Raw genomic sequence first — 18,141 nt, forward strand, 5'->3', positions numbered from 1 at the left:
TGTCCACTTGTTTTGACAAAAAAAAGACTCTTTCTATGTTTAAATGTGGAGAAAGAGGAGTGGTTCTAATATGACAGAGTATGTAAAGCCCGTGGAAGGACAGCCCTGGAAGGAACGAACAATTATTCAAAAAACTAGGTGGATGAATAAAATAGAAAGTACTTCTAGGGTGCTTTTAATTGAAAAAGGTTGGTTACTTTATGTTATCGGGTTTTTGTTGGGAAGAGCCTTGATATTAACAAGTATTTCTCCCTTCGCCATTGCATTCTTAGCTTCTGTTTGGCTGATACGAAAAGAAAAGGTAGGACTTACCTTTATCTTTACCGTATTAGGGGGGTTGTCGATCGGGTTTGATCAAGCTATTTGGATTGGCGGATCTCTTTTTATGATGTTACTTTCCATTTATTTTGTTCGGAATCTACCTATAAAGCAGAAGCATTTACCGGTGCTTGCCTTTATTTCTTCAGCTTCCGTCCGAGGCTTGTGGAATTATTATGGAAATCATATGACTGGATATGATTGGATCCTAACTGTTGCGGAAGCAACACTAAGTTTTGTCCTTGTTCTTATCTTTATGCAAAGTATTCCTTTATTATCACCAAAACGTTACCGAAAAACATTAAAAAATGAAGAGATTGTTAGTATCATTATTTTGCTTGCATCTGTTTTAACCGGATTGATTGGATGGTCTGTAATGGACGCTTCTATTGAACAAGTAGCTTCTCGATACCTTGTGTTGCTGTTTAGCTTAATTGGAGGGGCAGCTATAGGATCAACGGTTGGTGTCGTTGCTGGTTTGATTTTAAGTTTATCGAATGTTGCAACTTTATATCAGATGAGTTTACTTGCATTCTCTGGTCTGCTTGGTGGGTTGTTAAAAGAAGGAAAGAAAATCGGGGTTGGAATAGGTTTGCTTGTTGGAACCCTACTTATAGGGGTCTATGGAGATGGGGGTACTCATCATATTGGGACTTCAATGCTAGAATCCCTCTTTGCCGTTCTCATTTTTCTTTTAACACCCCATGAATTAATTAAAAAAATGGCGAGGTATATTCCAGGAACAGCAGAGCATTCAAAGGAGCAAGAACAATATATCCAAAAAATACGAGATGTCACAGCTAATCGTGTGGAACAATTCTCTGATGTATTTAATGCCCTATCTAAAAGTTTTACAATAGAAGACCCTTCCTTAAACCAAGAAACTATTGAGCGGGAAAAGGATTATTTTTTAAGTAATGTTACGGAAAAGACCTGTCAATCTTGTTTTATGAAGGAAGCTTGCTGGACCCGTAAATTTGAGACGACCTATGGTTATATGTCGGAGATTATGGAAAGTTTAGAAGAGGGGACCTTAGGTAACCAAAGAAAGCTGATGCGTGAATTCGAACGCCATTGTGTAAAGCCAGATAAGGTCATAGAAACCATGAAGCATGAGATGTCTTTTTACCAAGCTAATAAAAAACTTAAAAAACAAGTGTTAGAAAGTCGAAAGTTTGTTGCTGAACAGTTAAGAGGGGTTTCGGAGGTCATGGAGGGATTTGCTAAAGAAATTGTTAAGGAACGGAAAAACCATGAGGTTCAAGAAGCGGAAATTTTAAGAGTTTTGAATGATGCAGGAATCGAGCTTGAACAATTAGATATTTTCAGTCTAGATCCTGGGAATGTCGACATAGAAATGGTTGTTAGCTTTTATGAATATCACGGAGAGGGAAAAAAGGTCATTGCCCCTATGCTATCTGACATATTAGACGAAATGATTATACTTAAGAATGAAGAAATTGCACCTTTCCAAGGGGGGGACAGCCATCTATCCTTTGGTTCTGCGAAGGCTTATACAGTGGATACGGGGGTCTCTCACGCTGCTAAAAATGGAGGCTTTATCTCTGGTGATAGTTATACCACTATGGAACTGGGTGCGGGGAAATATGCTGTAGCCATTAGCGATGGGATGGGAAATGGGAAAAGAGCTCATGAGGAAAGTATGGAAACCTTATATCTCCTGCAACGCATCTTACATTCTGGCATTGAAGAAAAAATGGCGATTAAATCGATTAACTCTATTCTTTCTTTACGAACAACGGATGAAATTTTTTCAACTTTAGATTTGGCAGTAATAGATTTACAAACAGCTTTTACTAGATTCTTAAAAATTGGTTCGACCCCAAGTTTTATAAAAAGAGGAGATCAAATTATTAAAGTAGAGGCAAGCAATCTACCAATTGGAATTATTCATGAGTTTGAGGTGGATGTTGTAAGTGAACAGCTAAAAGCTGGAGATTTACTCATCCAAATGAGCGATGGGATTTTTGAAGGTCCTAAGCATGTTGAAAACGTTGATATGTGGCTAAAGAGAAAGATTAAAGACATGGAAACGAATGATCCTCAGGAAGTGGCGGATTTAATTTTAGAAGAAGTCATTCGAACGAAAGCTGGAGAAATAGATGATGATATGACAGTTGTTGTTACGAAAATTAATCATAATAACCCAGAATGGTCGTCTATTCCGGTATTTAATAAAATAAGTTAGATTCCTACGGTATACCGTAGGTTTTCTTTTTTAAAAAGAAAATTTGTCTAGCTCCAGCGAAGAAGCATCATCGAGTAATCTTCGAAGTTTTTGCCCCGAGTAAGGAAAGCTACATAGAGCTACTTCGCAGAAACAAGTGCTTTTCTTGTTTCGAAGGGCGCTTGCGCTTTTCTTAGGTATACTTTCTACTTTTTCTGTCTATGCTGTTGATAGAATTTAAAGGAGGAAGATAGGATGAACAAAGGGAAGTTGAAACAGATTCTATTAATCACAGATGGTTGTTCCAATAAGGGGGAAGACCCGGCGGATGTTGCACGATTAGCTTATGAACATGGAATTACCGTGAATGTTATTGGGATTTTGGAAGACAATCAAACAGAACAACCGGAGGGTTTGCAGGAAGTTGAAGAGATTGCACAATCAGGAGGTGGGATTAGCCAAATCGTTTATGCCCAAGCACTTTCTGAAACCGTACAAATGGTTACAAGGACGGCTATGGCTCAAACCCTTAAGGGCGTTGTCAATCAAGAGTTGAAGCAAATATTAGGTCCGAGCAAGGGTTTAGATGAGTTACCACCCGATAAGCGAGGAGAAATCATGGAAGTGGTTGAGGATCTTGGGGAAACTTGCGATATGGAGGTTCTTGTATTAGTGGATACAAGTGCTAGTATGAACAATAAACTACCAACAGTACAAGAGTCATTATTTGATCTTTCCTTAAGTCTGAATGCGAGAGAAGGACAAAATAAATTTTCTATCTACTCTTTCCCAGGTAGAAGGAAAGACTTAGAGATGATTATGGATTGGACCCCGCATCTTGAAAGTATTTCCTCAGTGTTCCCAAAACTATCAAGTGGAGGGATTACCCCTACCGGGCCAGCATTGCGCGGGGCAATAGAACAATTTTCAAATAAAACAAAACGCTCATTAAGGAGTTTGCTGAAAAAAGATGAACCATATATGGAAGATTTCGGATCTTAAATTGGTTGCTGGAGCAGTTATTAAGGGAAAATGGAATCATCGTTCCTATCAAATCATGAAAGAACTAGGTAGTGGAGCGAATGGTATTGTGTATCTAGCCGAATATCAATCTAAATCTGTGGCCATTAAATTCAGTGACAATAGTTCCACGATTGCTACCGAAGTCAATGTTCTAAAGAAATGTCAAAAGGTCCAGGGGAATCTCCTTGGACCTTCTCTTTTAGATGTCGATGATTGGACAAGTCCCAAGGGGGATATTGTTCCTTTTTATGTTATGGAGTATGTCAAAGGCATCCAACTTCCAAGGTATATTCAAATGAATGGGAGCAAGGCTTTAGGTGAAATGATGATTCAACTTTTAGAAGGGCTTCATGTTCTTCACCAATCAGGATTTATATTCGGAGACTTAAAACCAGAACATTTACTTATCGTATCAACACCACCAAGACTAAGGTGGATTGATTTGGGTGGAACCACTCCAATAGGCAAATCATTACGGGAGTATACTGCTTTTTATGATCGTGGATATTGGAAATTAGGATCACGAAGAGCTGATCCACAATATGACTTATTTGCAGCTGCTATGGTTATGATAGGCACCTATTATACAAGACAGTTTGATCGAGGTACCAATCCTCAGAATACGCTTTTAAACAGGGTGAAGATGTCAAAATCGTTAAGGCCGTTTGAAAAAGCCATTCAAAAAGCTTTACTAGGTAAATATCAAAGTGCCTTGGAAATGAAAAAAGATATAGAGATAGCAACTATGCGACTCACTCAACAAAAGCAAAAGCCCTATCCAACAGGAACAGCTACTGTAAGAACACATCAAAAGGCAATATCTAGAGATAATTACTTTGGCGAACCCATAGGGATAGGTGTTGTACTTCTTTTTTTATATGCATTTTTCCTAACCTTCCAATGGGTCGGATAGTCAGACTTTGATTTTGCAGAAAACATAATAACAATGGTAGGATAGTAAAGTAGATTGAATTCTTGAAACGGAGGAAATGAATTGGATATCCATCCGGTTTTTAAACTTATTGATACCTATCAAATGCTTCCAAGAAACGCTTGTGTTTTAGTTGGTGTTTCAGGAGGCTCAGATTCAGTGGCACTTCTACATTTTCTTCAATCCAATCAAACTCTTTGGGGGATTCGGATTATCGCCATTAGTGTTGATCATGGACTTCGAGGCAGAGAATCAGAGGAAGATTGTCTTTTTGTCAAAGAGTTATGTAAAAAATGGAAAATACCTTTTGAGGCAGAAAAAGTGGATGTAAAATCTTACAAGGCAAATAATAAATTAGGTACTCAACAAGCTGCGCGTGATCTTAGATATAAGGTTTTTCAGGAAAAAATGGAGCAATATGGAGCATCAGTTCTTGCCCTGGCACATCATGGTGATGACCAAGTGGAAACCTTTATTATGAAATTATCTCGAACCGTAGAACCCTCTCATTTAAAAGGAATTCCAGTATCTCGGCCCTTTGGGAATGGTCAAATTGTTCGTCCTTTTTTATTATTAACAAAGGAAGATATTTATCAATACTGTCAGAATCATCATTTAAGTTTCAGAGAAGATCCCTCAAATTTTGAAACGAATTACACAAGAAATGCGTATAGACATCATGTCCTTCCTTTTTTAAAAAGACAAAACCCTAAAATACATGAGCATTTGCATTACTTTAATAAATACCACCAAGAGGACGAAAGCTTCTTCCTTCAACAAGCGTTGAGTGCATTTAACGAAATTGTGGAAGTGAGAGGAACTAAGGAAATCATGATTTCCGTTAAAAAATTTACAAAGCTTGAGAATCCTTTACAAAGGAGAGTGTTTCATCTAATATTAAATTACCTTTATGAACAAGTTCAAAATCCAGTTAATTTATCCTTTATTCACACAGAGCAATTTCTCCATCTTCTTCATTCTGGACAAGCTCATAGTGCTATACATTTCCCCCATGGATTACATATTATCAAATCATATGATGATGTCCTATTTTCATTTGATCAATCTGGAGTAGAGCCATTTGAGATTTCTTTTACTCCTCCGGCAACCATAACTCTGCCAAATGGAATGGAAGTAAAATCGATATACAGTGATAAGTTGGGAGAAGAAGGCGTCTGTGAATTTGTTTGTGAGGGACATAATGTTCAACTCCCACTATGGATTAGGACACGAAGAGATGGAGATCGAATGAAAGTAAGAGGTTTAAATGGCCACAAGAAAATAAAAGATCTTTTTATCGATGAAAAAATCCCAAAAATTTTTAGGGATCAGTGGCCAATTTTAACGGATAATAAAGGGCAAATACTTTGGGTTATCGGTCTAAGGAAAAGCGAGCAGGGGTTCGATTCTTCATCAACTGGAACGAGGATCCGAATAACAGTCAGAACATCTTCACTCACCTGGGAGGAAAATTAAATGCATAACGAAATTGAAAAAGTTCTTATTTCTGAAGAGGAAATACAAAAAAAGATTAAAGAGTTAGCAGCTCAAATTACGGAAGAATACGAAGGGAAATTCCCGCTAGCAATCGGTGTATTAAAAGGTGCTATGCCATTCATGGGAGATCTCTTAAAAAGAGTTGACACTCACCTAGAAATGGATTTTATGGATGTATCAAGTTATGGAGGCGGAATGAAGTCAACAGGTGAAGTGAAAATACTAAAGGACTTGGACACAAAAGTAGAAGGAAGAGACCTTCTTATTATCGAAGATATTATTGATAGTGGGTTAACCTTAAGTTACTTAGTTGATTTATTTAAGTATCGTAAAGCAAAATCTATACGAATTGTTACTCTTTTAGATAAACCATCAGGAAGAAACGTGGATTTAAAAGCTGATTTGGTTGGCTTTGAAGTTCCGGATGAATTTGTGGTAGGTTATGGACTGGATTATCAAGAACGTTATCGAAATCTTCCTTATATAGGGGTGTTAAAGCCTGAGGTTTATCAAGTTGAGTCAGATTAAATTCTAGTCATGAATGAAAAAGGAATATACAAGCATAGATTAAAAGGGCAATTAGTTGTATTCCTTCATTTTATTATGGTATTATTTTATATAGTTTTCTCTGTTTGGGAGGAGGTAGGAAATGAATCGAATTTTTCGAAATACAATATTCTACTTATTAATTTTTCTAGTGGTCATTGGAGTCGTTAGTCTATTTAGTGGTGGTAACGATCCAACAAAGGATCTAAACTATAATGAATTTATGAATGCTTTAGAAAATGGACAAATAGAAGAAATGTCCATAAAGCCAAAAAATGATGTCTACGTTGTTCAAGGGTTATTAAAGCAAGATGAGGAGCAGTTTATCACTAATCTCCCTAATAATCCTGACACACTAACTAAGGTGGGACAGCTAGCAGAGGACCAAAGCTTATTGAAATGGGAACAAGCGGATGAACCGAGTGCTTGGGTAGCGTTTTTCACAGGGATCATACCGTTTGTAATTATTTTCATCCTATTCTTCTTCCTTCTTAACCAAGCTCAGGGTGGCGGAAGTCGTGTCATGAACTTTGGGAAGAGTAAGGCGAAGCTTTATAGTGAAGAGAAGAAAAAAGCGAAGTTTAAAGATGTTGCAGGTGCAGATGAAGAGAAGCAGGAACTTGTGGAAGTCGTTGATTTCTTAAAGGATCCACGAAAATTCTCAGCTGTAGGTGCAAGAATTCCTAAAGGGGTTCTTCTTGTAGGACCTCCAGGAACTGGTAAAACATTATTAGCACGAGCTGTAGCAGGGGAAGCGGGAGTACCTTTCTTCTCGATAAGCGGTTCAGACTTCGTTGAAATGTTTGTTGGTGTAGGGGCTTCTCGTGTACGTGATTTATTCGAAAATGCAAAGAAAAATGCGCCTTGTATCATTTTTATAGATGAAATTGATGCCGTAGGTCGCCAACGTGGTGCTGGTCTAGGTGGAGGACACGATGAACGTGAACAAACACTTAACCAATTACTTGTAGAGATGGATGGTTTTGGAGCTAATGAAGGAATAATTATCATTGCTGCTACAAACCGACCAGATATTTTGGACCCAGCCTTACTTCGTCCAGGACGTTTTGACCGTCAAATTACAGTGGACCGTCCAGATGTTAAAGGCCGCGAAGAGGTTTTAAAAGTACATTCACAAAACAAACCACTCGATGAATCTGTGGATTTAAAAACGATTGCCCTTCGTACCCCAGGTTTCTCTGGAGCAGACTTAGAGAATCTTTTGAATGAAGCAGCGCTAGTTGCTGCTAGAAGTGATCAAACGAAAGTCAACATGGAACATGTTGATGAAGCTATCGACAGAGTGATTGCAGGTCCAGCTAAAAAGAGCCGTGTGATCTCTAAGAAAGAACGTAACATAGTTGCTTATCACGAGAGCGGTCATACCGTTATAGGAATGGTATTGGATGATGCAGATATGGTTCATAAAGTAACAATTGTTCCAAGGGGTCAAGCAGGTGGATATGCGGTTATGCTTCCTAAAGAAGATCGCTACTTTATGACTAAACCTGAATTGTTTGATAAAATCACAGGTCTTCTTGGAGGACGTGTGGCAGAAGAAGTTATTTTTGGTGAGGTAAGTACAGGAGCACATAATGATTTCCAGCGTGCAACTAGTATTGCAAGAAAAATGGTTACTGAATATGGAATGAGTGATAAGCTTGGTCCATTGCAGTTTGTTAATGGTGGAGGGGGTCAAGTCTTTCTTGGTCGAGACATTCAAAATGAACAAAACTACAGTGAACAAATTGCATATGAAATTGATAAAGAGATGCAAACCTTCATTAAAGACTGCTACCAAAGAGCAAAAGATATCTTAACAGAGAATAAAGATAAGCTGGAATTAATTGCTCAAACTTTATTGGAAGTTGAGACATTGGATGCAGCACAAATTAAATCCCTTTTTGAAAAAGGCATAATGCCTGAACGTTCCTCAAGTGATGATGAGAAGAAAAAGAATGAAAATCCCATTCTAGCAGCGGATACTAAAAAGGAATCTAAACCAAGTGATCTTAAGGTGAACATCAATAAAAAGCAAGATGATGATCAGGAAAATTCATCTTCTAATGACGAAGACAAAAAAGAATAAAAGCTTTAAAACCCCTTTGCCTTAATAATGGTAAAAGGGGTTTTTTATCCCGCATGAACGGGCGGTGATACCCCACCCCAAGTCTTAAGTGAAACGAAAAGGGTAGGTGTGGGGATAAACTCCCATGAAAATAAAACATTAATTTTTTCATCCCTTGTTGGTGAATCTTCCCCCATGGGTGGCTGCCCGTAAATGACCGATTGGTTCAAGGGCCTTTAGGCATACCCTTGGGTGGGTACTAACAATCAGTGAGGGGCACTGATTGTTGTTTCATTTTATGGGTGTTTGGATTGTGGTATGATGTCGTTAGATTATATAGATAGTTGGTGGAGATATGTTATTCGTATTGGATGTTGGAAATACAAATGCAGTATTAGGTGTGTTCAAGGGTGGGGAACTAACTCATCATTGGAGAATGAAGACAGACCGGTATAAAACAGAGGATGAGTTTGGTATTCTCATTACTTCGCTCTTTTCCTATGATGGTCTATCTGTTTCGGATATAGATGGAATTGTTATATCATCTGTAGTACCACCGGTAATGTTTTCTTTAGAAAAAATGTGCCAGAAGTATTTTCACATAGAGCCTTTTGTAGTTGGTCGCTTTAATGTAGAAACAGGGCTAAATATGAAATACCCTAACCCTGCAGAAATAGGAGCCGATCGGATAGTAAATGCTGTAGGTGCTTTACAAGAGCATACCCCTCCTTTTATTATTATTGATTTTGGTACGGCGACTACTTTTTGTTATATTGATGAAGAAGGTGCTTATTGTGGAGGAGCCATTGCACCCGGAATTAACATTTCAACAGAGGCTTTATATTCTGCCGCAGCCAAACTCCCAAAAATCGAAATACAAAAACCTAAGAACATTATTGGAAGTTCCACTATAGAGGCTATGCAAGCAGGTATTTTTTATGGATATGTTGCTCAAGTGGATGGTATTGTTACCCGTATGAAACAATCGGTTGATAAGCATCCTAAGGTTATTGCAACAGGAGGATTAGCGAAACTGATTTCACATGAATCCCAGACCATAGAAATAGTCGATCCATTTTTAACCTTGAAAGGACTGTTTCATATTTATAACAGAAATCAAAAGGAAAAGGGGCATCAGGAATGAATCAAGATTATTTAATAAAAGCTACCGCCTTCCAAGGAACGGTTCGTGCTTATGCTATTCAGTCTACAAATACAGTGGAAGAAGCAAGGAGAAGACAGGATACATGGGCAACAGCCTCTGCCGCTTTAGGAAGAACAATGACTATTTCAACTATGATGGGGGCAATGCTCAAGGGGGACGATCAATTAACTGTTAAAGTTGAAGGCGGAGGTCCGATAGGTGCTATAGTTGTCGATAGTAACTCTAAAGGGGAAGTAAGAGGGTATGTTACAAATCCACATGTGGATTTTGAATCAAATGCACAAGGGAAACTAGATGTAAGGCGTGCCGTTGGAACAACAGGATTTCTTAGCGTGGTAAAAGACCTCGGGTTACGCGATTATTTTACAGGACAAGTGCCGATTGTTTCTGGGGAGATTAGTGAAGACTTTACGTATTATTTTGTTACTTCAGAACAAGTTCCTTCTGCAGTTGGAGCTGGTGTTTTAGTTAACCCAGATCACTCCATTCAAGCAGCTGGAGGATTCATTATACAGATGATGCCTGGTGCAACTGACCTAACGATAGATGCAATAGAGAAGCATTTATCGACTATCCGTCCTATTTCGACGATGATTGCAGACGGTCTTACACCGGAAGAGATATTAAAGGAACTCCTTTCCGAAGGTGATATTCGCTTCCTGGATAAGTTGGATGTTGAATTTAAGTGCCGATGCTCTAAAGAAAGATTGCAGAACGCAATTGCAAGTTTAGGTCATGATGAAATCAAACAAATGATAGAAGAAGATAAGGGAGCAGAGGCCACCTGTCATTTTTGTAATGAAGTCTATCATTTTACAGAAGATGAATTAAAACAATTAATGGATTGAAGGTACAGGGAGGAAAATACAGGTGAACCAGAGGGTATTGCTCGTTATTATTGCACTCCTTTTAATAACGAATATAGGAACTTTATTGACTAGGGAACAAGGAACAAACCCAAATAATACAACAGTAGATGATAACGGAACTATTCAACCGGAAAATGGGGTTGTAGGTCGTGTAGGTGATAAAGATATAACGGAGCAAGAATGGATGTCTGCGCTTCAAAAAGAGTATGGGGAAGAAATACTTCATAAATTAATTGACCATAAAGTAGTGTTTCAATTAGCGGAGGAAACGGGTATTACTATTAACGACAAATTAATTCAACGTGACTTGCTTGCAGCAGAATCCGTTCAAGGCATACTTACTGATGAAGAACGTAATCAAAGGCAAGAGCAATGGAAGAAGGATATTTTGTTTCGCTACTATTTGGAGGAACTTCTGACAAGGGATGTAGAGGTCCCAGAAGAAGAAATTAGAGAGTTTTACAATAAGGACCCTCAATACTTTAATTTTGATGAATCCTATCAACTTTCTCAAATTGTTGTAGACTCTCAGCAAGAGGGAAATCAAGTTTGGGAAGAGCTTGAAAACGGGGCATCCTTTGCTATGTTGGCAAGGGAATACTCAGAAGATCCTTATACAGCGAATAACGGAGGCTATTTAGGGTTTTACACGGATGAAAGCCAATATTTTTCTCCTTCTTTTTATGAGGAAGCTGCAAAGCTGAAAGAAGGAGAGTACACTAAACCCTTTCGAACGAATGAAGGAATAACCATTTTATATCTTCATAGAAAATTACCTGCTGTAACTTTTTCTTATGAAGAGGTGAAGGATCAAATACGAAGAGAAATTGCCATGGATTTAACTCGGTTACCATTGGATGCTGAACCATTATGGGAAGAGGCTGACGCAACTATTGTAGGAGATAAATAATACACAAATCGATTGACAAATGCATATAAATGGCTTACATTTTAAAATAAATCCTATAAAAATACTAGGAATTAGGAGTGGTGAAATGAAAGCTGTAAATTCAGTAATTGATTTAATTGGTAATACCCCTATAGTCAAGTTGAATCGTGTCACCGATGATAATAGTGCAGATGTATACGTTAAATTAGAATTTATGAATCCAGGTAGCTCTGTGAAGGACCGTATTGCCAAAGCAATGATTGAAGATGCTGAGGAAAAAGGAGCGCTAAAACCAGGAGATACTATTGTTGAACCTACTAGCGGGAATACTGGTATTGGCCTTGCAATGGTAGCTGCGGCTAAAGGTTATCGTGCCGTTTTAGTTATGCCAGATACAATGAGTATGGAACGTCGTACCTTGTTACGTGCATACGGTGCAGAGCTTGTTCTAACTCCAGGAAGCGAAGGAATGGGTGGAGCCATTCGTAAGGCTGAAGAGCTCCAAAAAGAAAAAGGTTATTTCATGCCTCAACAGTTCAACAATGAAGCAAATCCAAGAGTGCATGAGTTAACCACAGGTAAAGAAATTGTTGAGCAAATGGATCAGCTTGATGGATTTATCTCTGGAATTGGTACGGGAGGAACAATTACCGGTGCTGGTAAAGTAATTAAGGAAAACTTCCCTGAAGCTAAAATTTACGCTGTAGAGCCTGAAGCATCTCCGGTATTATCTGGAGGTAACCCAGGTCCTCATAAGATTCAAGGAATTGGTGCTGGCTTTATTCCAAAGATATTAAACACTGAAATTTATGATGAAGTTTTAAAGGTCTCTAATGATCAAGCATTTGAAACAGCACGAGAAGTTGCTAAAAAAGAAGGAATTTTAGGTGGAATTTCTTCTGGTGCAGCAATTTATGCAGCACTTCAAGTGGCGAAACAGCTTGGTAAAGGCAAAAAGGTATTGGCGATTGTGCCTAGTAATGGAGAGCGTTATCTTTCAACCCCGCTTTATCAATTTGAAGAAGAATAAAATCTATTTTCAAGTAATCCCTTCGATCATTCGAAGGGATTTTTTACAAGAAAGTATAAAATTTGTCTAGCTCCAGCGAAAAAGCTTCATCGAGTGATCTTCGAAGTTTTTGTCCCAAGTAACCGCACTAAGGAAGGAAAGCTACTTAGCGCTTCTTTGCAGAAACAAGTGCCTTTCTTGCTCAGAAGGGCGCTTGCACTTTTCTTAGCTTCTCCGACAAGTGCACATATCTTTGCTTGATAGGACTTTTCTCATTATGTTTAAAGAATTACTTTGTGTACAATAGTAAGGTGAAATAGTAAGGTGAGGTGAATATTATGTGTAGACTTATAATAAAAGATCGAGTTTTCGATTTAAATAAAAAGACACTAGTTATGGGAATCGTTAATGTTACGCCTGATTCATTTTCCGATGGCGGCAGATATCAATCTAAGCAAGCCGCTGTTACCCATGCCCAGCAATTGCTGAATGAAGGGGCGGATATCTTAGATATTGGAGGAGAGTCTACAAGGCCTGGACATGTACCTGTTTCTGCAGAGGAAGAGTTGGAAAGAGTCGTTCCTATTATTGAGGAAATTAGAAAAATTACTGATGTTCCTATTTCGATTGATACATATAAAGCAGAAGTTGCTAAGCAAGCTATATATGCAGGGGCATCTATTATAAATGATGTATGGGGGGCAAAGTGGGATCCTAAAATGGCAGAAGTAGCTGCAAGTAATGACGTACCGATCATTTTGATGCACAATCGAAAGGATAAAAATTATACTGATTTAGTTGAAGATATGATTGTAGACCTTGAGGAAAGTGTTTCAATTGTCAAAAGGGCGGGAGTCCAGGATGACAAAATAATTCTAGACCCTGGAATTGGGTTTGCGAAAACAATGGAAGATAATTTAATCGTGATGCGAGAGCTAGATCGTCTTACAAGAACGTTCCCCTATCCTTTTTTGCTAGGAACTTCAAGAAAATCCTTTATTGGACATGTGCTTGATTTACCTGTTGGAGAGCGAATGGAGGGAACAGGAGCTACGGTCTGTTTAGGGATACAAAAAGGGTGTCAAATTGTTCGAGTGCATGATGTTAAACCAATCAAAAGAATGGTTGAAATGATGGATGCAATGTTAGGGAAGGGGTACTAGTGCTATGGATAAAATTATTATGAACGAATTATCATTCTATGGTTATCATGGCTTATTTCCTGAAGAAAATAAATTAGGTCAGCGTTTCATTGTAGATTTAGAGCTCGAGTTAGATTTGTCTGATGCAGGACAGTCTGATGATATGACAAAGAGCATAGACTATGGGCATGTTTATAAAGTAGTTCAAGAAGTGGTGGAAGGAGAGGCGAAGCGTCTTGTAGAGGCAGTAGCTGAATCAATTTCTAGGAAGCTTTTTGACAGCTTCCCACTTTTAGAAGCAAGTACTATTAAGGTCATAAAGCCAGATCCACCAATTCCTGGTCATTACCGCTCTGTGGCAGTAAATATTTACCGGAAGCGTGACAACCCATGAAAAACATGGCGTACATTGCTTTAGGGTCTAATTTAGGAGAACGGGACATCTATCTGAAGAAGGCGATCGATCGATTGAAGTCCCACTCATTTGTCAATATTTTAAAATGTTCTAGTATTTATGAAACAGACCCAGTAGGTTTTGAAGATCAAGATCAATTTCTTAATATGGTTATAAGTATTGAGACGGATTTATCCCCTGAAGCTCTATTGGAGGAATGTCTTCGTATTGAAAAGGAATTAGGAAGGGAAAGATTGTTTCGCTGGGGTCCTCGTGTTATTGATCTTGACATCCTATTGTATAATCAAGAGAATATGGAATCAGAGAAATTAACAATTCCACATCCTAGAATGAAGGAACGTGCGTTTGTTATTCTTCCTTTATTTGAGATTGATTCGGAATTGATTTTCCCTGATCAACACGATACAATATCGAGTGTTGTTCAGAAATTGCCTGAAATCGAGAAAAAAGGAGTACGACTATGGAAGCGGATAAATGGGGAAGGCGGATCCGTGCCTATCGAAAGTTAAAAGGTTTTACCCAACAATCATTTGCCAAGAAGCTTCATATATCAGTATCGGTTCTAGGAGAAATTGAACGAGGGGTCCGTGTACCATCTGATTCAATTTTGAATGATATTTCAGAGGTACTTGATGTTCCTTTAGAGGAACTAACACCTAAATCTTAACAAAGACCTTCTAGTAAGGGAGGATGCTAATGTTTAACATCGGAGATATTTCTATAAAGAATCAAGTGGTTTTAGCGCCTATGGCCGGAGTTTGTAATGCAGCTTTTCGGTTAACTGTAAAAGAATTTGGTGCAGGTCTTGTTTGTGCAGAAATGGTCAGCGATAAAGGTATTTTATATAAAAATGAAAGAACGATGAATATGCTTTCCATCGATGAAGAAGAAAAACCAATGAGCTTGCAGATTTTTGGCGGTGCAAAAGAAACGCTGGTTGAAGCTGCTCGTTTTGTTGATAAAAATACAACGGCGGATATAATCGATATCAATATGGGATGTCCGGTTCCAAAAATCACGAAGAGTGATGGAGGTTCCAAATGGCTATTAGATCCAAAAAAAATTTATGAAATGGTTTCAGCAGTTGTAGATGCTGTAGATAAACCAGTTACAGTTAAAATGCGATCTGGGTGGGACGAGGATCATATATATGCTATTGAAAATGCTCTTGCTATAGAACGAGCAGGTGCACAAGCTGTTGCTGTTCATGGAAGGACTCGAGTTCAAATGTATGAAGGCTATGCGAATTGGGATATTGTCAAACAAGTAAAACAAGCGGTATCTATTCCGGTGATAGGGAATGGTGATATCACTACACCAGAAGATGCTAAAAGACGTATAGAGGAAACGGGTGTAGATGCTGTAATGATAGGACGAGCAGCGTTAGGAAACCCTTGGATGATTTATCGAACTGTTCATTACTTAGACAGCGGAGAGTTATTACCCGAACCCTCACCAATCGAAAAAGTGAAAGTTTGTCTACTTCATATGGATCGTCTCATTAATCTAAAGGGAGAACACACGGCCATATTAGAAATGAGAAAACATGCAGCATGGTATCTTAAAGGGCTTAAAGGAAATGGACATGTAAGAAATCGTATAAATGACTGTACAACTAGAGAAGGGCTAGAACAGATATTAAATGAATATGTGGAAGATCTACAGCAGGTCTCATAATCGTTGACAGTATTGAAACACTTTCCTATACTAAACCATAGGCTACGTCACCTTCTTAAAAGGTGTAACTATGGACAGTGGGAATTCGATGAGGAAGCTACCAGTCCAACTGGTAGCTTTTATTGTTTACTATCAGAATTTATAAATTTAGTCGACTGATAGTATAAGTAAAACTAATGCTTACGCCATTGGGACTTGAACTCTAGAGTGTAAGAGCCTCTAAGAAAGCAAATTTTGCTTTCAAGAATCTCTTTAGGATAAGCCCAATTTTTCTAATATTACTGGACGGAAAATCTATTTTCCCTACCTATTAGGTGTAAATGAGTAGTTTACCAAAAGAAGGAGAAGTACGTTTTCTAACTAAAACAGGAAGCTAGTAAAAAGCGACTAAAATGTCATTCGCTTGTTAATACTTCGGATAAGATCATAAAACGGAATAAGATTATTGGAGGGAAATGTAATGACGGAAGAATTAAATGAACATATAAAGGTGCGTCGTGAAAAACTGAAGGCTTTGATGGAGAATGGACAAGATCCATTTGGTACAAAGTTTGATCGAACACACTTATCTAGTGATCTAAAAAAAACTTATGGGGAATTAGATAAAGAAGCATTAGAGCAAAAAAATGTTGAATCAACAATAGCCGGTAGAATCATGACGAAAAGAGGAAAAGGGAAAGCGGGATTTGCTCATATTCAAGATCTATCTGGTCAAATTCAAATTTATGTTAGACAAGATTCCGTTGGTGAAGAGGCCTATGAAATTTTTAATTCTGCTGATTTAGGAGATATTGTAGGTGTAACAGGAACAGTCTTTAAGACAAAAGTAGGGGAACTATCTATTAAAGCTACTAAATTTACACTTCTTACAAAATCTTTGCGCCCTCTTCCTGAAAAATTCCATGGATTAAAGGATGTTGAGCAACGATATCGTCAACGCTATTTAGATTTAATTACGAATCCTTCTAGTAGAGAAACCTTTGTTTCTCGAAGCAAAATCATTCAGTCTATGAGACGTTATTTAGATGGAGTTGGATATCTAGAAGTAGAAACTCCAATGATGCACTCTATAGCTGGAGGAGCAACTGCTCGTCCTTTTGTTACCCATCACAATGCCCTAGATATGACTCTTTATATGAGAATTGCTATTGAGTTACATCTGAAACGTTTAATTGTTGGTGGGCTTGAAAAGGTATACGAAATTGGGCGAGTATTCCGTAATGAGGGAGTTTCCACACGTCATAATCCTGAGTTTACCATGCTAGAGCTATATGGTGCATATTTAGATTTCCATGATATTATGGAGCTTACTGAAAATTTAATTGCTTATATCTCAAAAGAGGTTTTGGGAACTACTACTGTAACTTACGGTGATTATCAAGTGGACTTAGAACCAAAGTGGAAAAGAGTTCATATGGTAGATGCAATTAAAGAACAAACAGGAGTAGACTTCTGGGAGCATATGTCAGATGAAAGAGCTAAGGAATTAGCAAAAGAGCATAGGATTGAGATTAAGGATACTATGACATTTGGTCATATCGTAAACGAATTTTTTGAACAAAAGATCGAAGAAACCTTAATTCAACCTACTTTCATTTATGGCCATCCAGTTGAAATCTCTCCACTGGCAAAAATGAATAAGGAAGATAGTAGATTTACAGATCGATTTGAATTATTTATTGTTGGTCGTGAGCACGCGAATGCATTCTCTGAATTAAATGACCCTATTGACCAACGTGAGCGTTTTGAAGCACAGATGAAGGAAAAAGAACAAGGAAATGATGAAGCTCATGAAATGGACGAGGACTTTTTAGAATCTCTCGAGTACGGTATGCCTCCAACTGGGGGACTTGGGATTGGAATTGATCGTTTGGTTATGCTTTTAACAAATTCACCATCAATTAGAGATGTATTACTGTTCCCTCAGATGAGACACAGATAATTTCCTCTATATAAACCTATCCTAGTCATTAGATTAGGATAGGTTTTTTTACAAGAAAGCATAAAATTTGTCTAGCTCCAGCGAAAAAGCTTCTTCGAGTGATCTTCGAAGTTTTTGCCCTGAATAATCGCACCTTACAAAGATAGAGACTCGAAAATCCATTGCTTAGTTGAACGAGTGTGGTGTGTTTGATACATAACCCCCTCCACTAAAATACGATAGAATTTTAGGTGGGGGTAGTTTAATATTATTAAACTCGTGGGAAAGATTAGTAGTTATTTTTTTGAGATAGGACTTGCGTTGGTGGTTTAAACATGTTAAATTATTAAACGTTGCTACAAAACAGCAAAAGTTATTTTAAAAAAGTTATTGACTTAAGTAACTCGCTGTGATATATTAATTAAGTCGCCGTTTTGAAGCGACACCATTTGAACCTTGAAAACTAAACAAAACAACCTGTTA

General features: G+C 38.0%; 16 protein-coding genes. All 16 read left to right on the forward strand.

The genetic code is table 11. The features are described 5' to 3' along the window. Positions 1-70: 70 nt before the first annotated feature. On the forward strand, positions 71-2,527 hold the full coding sequence (gene spoIIE / locus RZN25_11990) for a stage II sporulation protein E (GenBank protein MEQ6377536.1): 2,457 nt from the start codon (positions 71-73) through the stop codon (positions 2,525-2,527). A gap of 234 nt (positions 2,528-2,761) precedes the next feature. After that, the gene (locus tag RZN25_11995) at positions 2,762-3,508 is read left to right on the forward strand and encodes a VWA domain-containing protein (protein MEQ6377537.1); all 747 of its coding nucleotides are present in this window, start codon (positions 2,762-2,764) and stop codon (positions 3,506-3,508) included. After that, complete coding sequence (locus tag RZN25_12000; GenBank protein ID MEQ6377538.1) at positions 3,477-4,442, forward strand: protein kinase; 966 nt, start codon at positions 3,477-3,479, stop codon at positions 4,440-4,442. The genes RZN25_11995 and RZN25_12000 overlap by 32 nt, the downstream gene beginning before the upstream one ends. An 81-nt stretch (positions 4,443-4,523) precedes the next feature. After that, the gene (tilS, locus tag RZN25_12005) at positions 4,524-5,936 is read left to right on the forward strand and encodes a tRNA lysidine(34) synthetase TilS (GenBank protein ID MEQ6377539.1); all 1,413 of its coding nucleotides are present in this window, start codon (positions 4,524-4,526) and stop codon (positions 5,934-5,936) included. Continuing rightward, entirely contained in the window at positions 5,937-6,485 is a 549-nt protein-coding gene (hpt, locus tag RZN25_12010; protein ID MEQ6377540.1) for a hypoxanthine phosphoribosyltransferase, read from the forward strand. Between the two features lie 121 nt (positions 6,486-6,606). Then, on the forward strand, positions 6,607-8,592 hold the full coding sequence (ftsH, locus tag RZN25_12015; GenBank protein ID MEQ6377541.1) for an ATP-dependent zinc metalloprotease FtsH: 1,986 nt from the start codon (positions 6,607-6,609) through the stop codon (positions 8,590-8,592). 334 nt (positions 8,593-8,926) lie between these two features. Then, entirely contained in the window at positions 8,927-9,715 is a 789-nt protein-coding gene (locus RZN25_12020) for a type III pantothenate kinase (GenBank protein ID MEQ6377542.1), read from the forward strand. Continuing rightward, positions 9,712-10,584, forward strand: a complete 873-nt coding sequence (hslO, locus tag RZN25_12025) for an Hsp33 family molecular chaperone HslO (GenBank protein ID MEQ6377543.1) — start codon at positions 9,712-9,714, stop codon at positions 10,582-10,584. Before RZN25_12020 ends, hslO begins: the two co-directional genes overlap by 4 nt. A gap of 22 nt (positions 10,585-10,606) precedes the next feature. After that, a complete protein-coding gene (locus tag RZN25_12030; GenBank protein ID MEQ6377544.1) occupies positions 10,607-11,515 on the forward strand; it encodes a peptidyl-prolyl cis-trans isomerase in 909 nt (302 codons plus the stop codon). A gap of 85 nt (positions 11,516-11,600) precedes the next feature. Continuing rightward, a complete protein-coding gene (cysK, locus tag RZN25_12035) occupies positions 11,601-12,524 on the forward strand; it encodes a cysteine synthase A (protein MEQ6377545.1) in 924 nt (307 codons plus the stop codon). Positions 12,525-12,841: 317 nt separating this feature from the next. Beyond that, complete coding sequence (gene folP / locus RZN25_12040) at positions 12,842-13,666, forward strand: dihydropteroate synthase (protein MEQ6377546.1); 825 nt, start codon at positions 12,842-12,844, stop codon at positions 13,664-13,666. Positions 13,667-13,670: 4 nt separating this feature from the next. Then, positions 13,671-14,039, forward strand: a complete 369-nt coding sequence (folB, locus tag RZN25_12045; GenBank protein ID MEQ6377547.1) for a dihydroneopterin aldolase — start codon at positions 13,671-13,673, stop codon at positions 14,037-14,039. Next, positions 14,036-14,569, forward strand: coding sequence for a 2-amino-4-hydroxy-6-hydroxymethyldihydropteridine diphosphokinase (gene folK, locus RZN25_12050; GenBank protein MEQ6377548.1), 534 nt, complete (start codon positions 14,036-14,038; stop codon positions 14,567-14,569). Before folB ends, folK begins: the two co-directional genes overlap by 4 nt. After that, positions 14,521-14,727, forward strand: a complete 207-nt coding sequence (locus RZN25_12055) for a helix-turn-helix transcriptional regulator (protein MEQ6377549.1) — start codon at positions 14,521-14,523, stop codon at positions 14,725-14,727. Before folK ends, RZN25_12055 begins: the two co-directional genes overlap by 49 nt. Positions 14,728-14,756: 29 nt before the next feature. Continuing rightward, a complete protein-coding gene (dusB, locus tag RZN25_12060) occupies positions 14,757-15,737 on the forward strand; it encodes a tRNA dihydrouridine synthase DusB (protein ID MEQ6377550.1) in 981 nt (326 codons plus the stop codon). Between the two features lie 460 nt (positions 15,738-16,197). Further along, complete coding sequence (gene lysS, locus RZN25_12065; GenBank protein MEQ6377551.1) at positions 16,198-17,679, forward strand: lysine--tRNA ligase; 1,482 nt, start codon at positions 16,198-16,200, stop codon at positions 17,677-17,679. Positions 17,680-18,141: the final 462 nt, after the last annotated feature.

This window comes from Bacillaceae bacterium S4-13-56 (assembly GCA_040191315.1).
Taxonomy (GTDB): domain Bacteria; phylum Bacillota; class Bacilli; order Bacillales; family JAWJLM01; genus JAWJLM01.

What these genes read in the sequence shown, in the direction of transcription:
- spoIIE (MEQ6377536.1), top strand. Translation starts at nt 71, where the DNA reads ATGACAGAGTATGTAAAGCCCGTGGAAGGACAGCCCTGGAAGGAACGA.
- RZN25_11995 (MEQ6377537.1), top strand. Translation starts at nt 2,762, where the DNA reads ATGAACAAAGGGAAGTTGAAACAGATTCTATTAATCACAGATGGTTGT.
- RZN25_12000 (MEQ6377538.1), top strand. Translation starts at nt 3,477, where the DNA reads ATGAACCATATATGGAAGATTTCGGATCTTAAATTGGTTGCTGGAGCA.
- hpt (MEQ6377540.1), top strand. Translation starts at nt 5,937, where the DNA reads ATGCATAACGAAATTGAAAAAGTTCTTATTTCTGAAGAGGAAATACAA.
- ftsH (MEQ6377541.1), top strand. Translation starts at nt 6,607, where the DNA reads ATGAATCGAATTTTTCGAAATACAATATTCTACTTATTAATTTTTCTA.
- RZN25_12020 (MEQ6377542.1), top strand. Translation starts at nt 8,927, where the DNA reads ATGTTATTCGTATTGGATGTTGGAAATACAAATGCAGTATTAGGTGTG.
- hslO (MEQ6377543.1), top strand. Translation starts at nt 9,712, where the DNA reads ATGAATCAAGATTATTTAATAAAAGCTACCGCCTTCCAAGGAACGGTT.
- cysK (MEQ6377545.1), top strand. Translation starts at nt 11,601, where the DNA reads ATGAAAGCTGTAAATTCAGTAATTGATTTAATTGGTAATACCCCTATA.
- folP (MEQ6377546.1), top strand. Translation starts at nt 12,842, where the DNA reads ATGTGTAGACTTATAATAAAAGATCGAGTTTTCGATTTAAATAAAAAG.
- folB (MEQ6377547.1), top strand. Translation starts at nt 13,671, where the DNA reads ATGGATAAAATTATTATGAACGAATTATCATTCTATGGTTATCATGGC.
- folK (MEQ6377548.1), top strand. Translation starts at nt 14,036, where the DNA reads ATGAAAAACATGGCGTACATTGCTTTAGGGTCTAATTTAGGAGAACGG.
- RZN25_12055 (MEQ6377549.1), top strand. Translation starts at nt 14,521, where the DNA reads ATGGAAGCGGATAAATGGGGAAGGCGGATCCGTGCCTATCGAAAGTTA.
- dusB (MEQ6377550.1), top strand. Translation starts at nt 14,757, where the DNA reads ATGTTTAACATCGGAGATATTTCTATAAAGAATCAAGTGGTTTTAGCG.
- lysS (MEQ6377551.1), top strand. Translation starts at nt 16,198, where the DNA reads ATGACGGAAGAATTAAATGAACATATAAAGGTGCGTCGTGAAAAACTG.